This window comes from Sphingobacterium sp. T2, from assembly GCF_000814685.1.
GTDB lineage: Bacteria > Bacteroidota > Bacteroidia > Sphingobacteriales > Sphingobacteriaceae > Sphingobacterium > Sphingobacterium thermophilum.
The window spans coordinates 1-3,485 of the sequence record NZ_JXAC01000211.1; the positions used below are offsets into that span (position 1 = coordinate 1).

5 protein-coding genes are annotated in these 3,485 nt (G+C 42.7%); 2 read left to right on the plus strand and 3 right to left on the minus strand.

From position 1 onward, the window contains the following. From SD31_RS12240 to mqnB, 3 genes are all read right to left on the minus strand, one after another. Window positions 1–467: helix-turn-helix domain-containing protein (locus SD31_RS12240; RefSeq protein WP_039054348.1), on the minus strand; the 467-nt coding region annotated here is incomplete at its 3' end. 83 nt (window positions 468–550) lie between these two features. Then, complete coding sequence (locus tag SD31_RS12245) at window positions 551–1,537, minus strand: pyruvate dehydrogenase complex E1 component subunit beta (protein ID WP_039054349.1); 987 nt, start codon at window positions 1,535–1,537, stop codon at window positions 551–553. Between the two features lie 125 nt (window positions 1,538–1,662). Next, the gene (mqnB, locus tag SD31_RS12250; RefSeq protein WP_039054350.1) at window positions 1,663–2,274 is read right to left on the minus strand and encodes a futalosine hydrolase; all 612 of its coding nucleotides are present in this window, start codon (window positions 2,272–2,274) and stop codon (window positions 1,663–1,665) included. Between the two features lie 54 nt (window positions 2,275–2,328). On the opposite strand from mqnB, the gene SD31_RS12255 reads away from it, so the two are divergent. Together SD31_RS12255 and folE are read left to right on the plus strand one after the other, a co-directional pair. Beyond that, window positions 2,329–2,742 carry a 6-pyruvoyl trahydropterin synthase family protein gene (locus tag SD31_RS12255; protein ID WP_039054351.1) on the plus strand — a complete coding sequence of 138 codons (414 nt, stop codon included), beginning with the start codon at window positions 2,329–2,331 and terminating at the stop codon, window positions 2,740–2,742. A 31-nt stretch (window positions 2,743–2,773) separates the two neighbouring features. Further along, window positions 2,774–3,403, plus strand: coding sequence for a GTP cyclohydrolase I FolE (gene folE, locus SD31_RS12260; protein ID WP_039054352.1), 630 nt, complete (start codon window positions 2,774–2,776; stop codon window positions 3,401–3,403). Window positions 3,404–3,485: the final 82 nt, after the last annotated feature.

The window sequence follows — 3,485 nt, forward strand, 5'->3', positions numbered from 1 at the left end:
AGCTTTTTTAGCAGCTCATTCTCCGCTCTTAGATATAAATTCTCCTTCTCAAGCTCTTCCAGCCTGGTCAACGGTTTTGCGGGTCTTTTTGGATTGTTTCCTTTCATCGTTTTACGGCCTCTCTGCCGAGAATTTAAGCCATCCTCACCCAAATGCTCATATATTCTTACCCAAGAACTGACTATGCCACTGGAGGGGATGCTGAAATGTAAACAGCAGTCCCTCAAAGATAATTCTTTTTTTAGATAGGCTTGAACAACCGTGACCTTAAATTCCTTTGTATATTTTCGATAAGGCTTTCGCGATAGTCCTTGCGGACCTAATGAATTATATTGATCAATCCACTTTCTGATTTGTGACGATGATACGCCCCATTGATTTGATAATCCGTGTATCGATGCCCCTCGTTGGTAATCTTTAACCAGACGAAGCTTAAAATCGGATTTGTGTTTTTTGTACTTAACCATAAAAATGCCCCCAAATAGTGTCTAACTTTTTGGGGGCAGTGTAAAACAAGCCTCTTTTTATTTCAATATGTTAAGCGAACAAATTATTTTTTCGCGTAAGTAACCTCTTTAACCGCTTTTACCACTTTTTCTACACTAGGTAATGTCGCTTCTACCAAGGTAGGAGCATATGCTAAAGGCACATCGGCAGATGTTACGCGTAGGATAGGTGCGTCTAAGTAGTCGAAAGCATTTTTTTGAACGTGGAAAGAGATTTCCGATGAGATGGAAGCCAATGGCCAAGCTTCTTCTACTACTACTAAGCGGTTTGTTTTCTTAACGGACTCTACCACGGTAGCGTAATCGATAGGACGAACTGAACGTAAGTCAATAACTTCTACGCTGACACCTTCTTTTTCTAGTTCTGCTACTGCCGGCAAAACTACACGAGGCATCATTTTACCGAAAGAAACGATAGTTACGTCAGTACCTTGTTGTACTACAGTAGCTTTACCTATAGGTAAGTAATATTCTTCTTCTGGCACATGACCTTTGTCACCATACATCACCTCCGATTCCATGAAGATTACTGGATCCGGATCAAGGATTGCTGATTTTAACAGTCCTTTTGCGTCGTATGGGTTTGAAGGAACTACTACTTTCAATCCTGGGGTGTTAGCATACCAGTTTTCGAAGTTTTGAGAGTGTTGAGCTGCCAACTGGCCTGCGTTACCTGTAGGTCCGCGGAATACGATAGGACAAGATAACTGGCCTCCTGACATTTGGCGGATTTTCGCAGCAGAGTTGATTACTTGATCTATCGCTACTAATGAGAAGTTGAACGTCATGAATTCGACTATAGGTTTAAGACCGTGAGTCGCAGCACCTACGGCGATACCAGCAAAGCCAAGCTCTGCAATAGGTGTGTCAATAACACGTTTAGGGCCAAATTCGTCAAGCATACCTTGGCTTACTTTGTAAGCACCGTTATACTCAGCAACTTCTTCACCCATTAAAAATATTCTTTCATCTTTACGCATCTCTTCGCTCATAGCTTCGCGAAGCGCTTCTCTGAATTGTATTTCTCTCATTAGTTTCTAAAATAATCTTATTTTTATAGAATACGCAAAGCTAATATTTTCTGACGATATTTTCGCAATGTTAGGCTAGCTTTTGCTGGGATTAATGTCATTTTTAAATAAGCTTTTGCTAATCCTTAATAATTGTTTTCGACAAAAGAGCGTAGCCATCGGTTGAGGTTTGCTATGGCCAGAGGGATGTTCCATGCCTCCTTATTGCGGCGTTCCACATAGTTGGAGATGGCACGTACTTGACAGCAGGGAATCCCTTCTTTCTCACAGACATATAGCACGGCAGCCCCTTCCATGCTTTCCACAGCGATATGTGGAAGATGTTCTTTTAAGGTTTGGATGCTCTTTTCATTACCATGTACTTTGTTGACCGTAATAGCAGCTACAGCAGGAAGGGGCAGGGATATATCTTTGGGCATGCAGCTCCTATAGGTGGCCTGGCCGAACCCCATCTCTTCTATACTTAGAAAGCGGTCGCCGTCTTCTGCGCCCAGCTCGTAGAAGTGGTCGGTTTCTACAGCTACTACTTCGCCGATGGACAGTTCTCTTATCACCGATCCAGCAATGCCTACATTCAGCACAAAATCTACCCGTTGGGAGAGCAAAGCCTTCGTAAGCTGGTGGGCTGTAGCTGTCATCCCGACCCCTGTAACGACATAAGGAATGCCCTTTTCTTCCAGCAGGGGAATACTATCCTGAATTTCGAAGGTTGTGGCGGCGACAATCAGAGGCTTCATTTTATAGTTATTTGATGCTAATGTTAAATTTTTTTGTAGGTATCTTTGTAAAATATGATTTATATCACTCGACGAGAGCGATTTTGCGCCGCACACAAACTGTATAGGGAAGATTGGTCACAGGAGCAGAATGAGGCCGTTTTTGGCTACTGCTCGAATCCTAACTGGCATGGACACAACTATGAACTATTCGTGACCGTGAAGGGGCAAATTAATCCTGAAACGGGATTTGTGATAGACCTCAAAGTCATGAAAAACATCATCCGCACGTATGTGATCTCCAAGATGGATCATAAGAATGTCAACTTGGATGTTGACTTCATGCGTGGGAAGATGGCTTCCACGGAAGTCATGGCAAAAGAAATTTTTCATCAGTTGAAACCCCATTTTGAACGTTATAACGTTACTTTGCATTGCGTAAGATTGCAGGAAACAGAAAACAATTCCGTTGAGTATTTCGGAGAATAAATAAACAAGTAATAAAACAAATCACAATACAATGAGTCATCCTACAGATTTCCATGAGGAATTAGACGGCTATACGAAGATCGACCAGTATAATACGGCACAAGTAGAACGTATTGCTAATCATTACTTAGATATTTTAGAGGCCTTGGGAGAAGACCCAAAGCGTGACGGCCTAATCAAGACGCCGGAACGTGTGGCCAAAGCTTTGCAGTTCCTGACACACGGTTATGATATTGACGCGGCAGAACTGTTGCGTAGTGCTATGTTTGAAGAAGACTACAGCCAGATGGTGGTGGTGAAAGATATTGAGGTGTATTCGATGTGCGAACACCATATGCTTCCCTTCTTCGGTAAGGCGCATATCGCCTACATCCCTAACGGACGTATTGTAGGGCTGAGCAAGATTCCTCGCGTGGTAGACGCTTTTGCAAGAAGGCTGCAAGTGCAGGAAAGACTAACAAACGAGATCAGAGACTGCATTCAGGAGACGTTGAATCCTGTCGGTGTGGCCGTGGTAATAGAGTGTAAACATATGTGTATGGCTATGCGCGGCGTGCAAAAGCAGAATTCAGTGACCACCACGTCGGCATTCACGGGAGCATTCCAAAACGACGTGACGCGCTCCGAATTTTTACGTCTTATCACAGCTTCCTTAGACTAAACGCCCTTTTTATAAAAGTTTTWCAAAAACCTGCATAATCTCAAATTATGCAGGTTTTTTGTTATAAATTAAACTATATCAA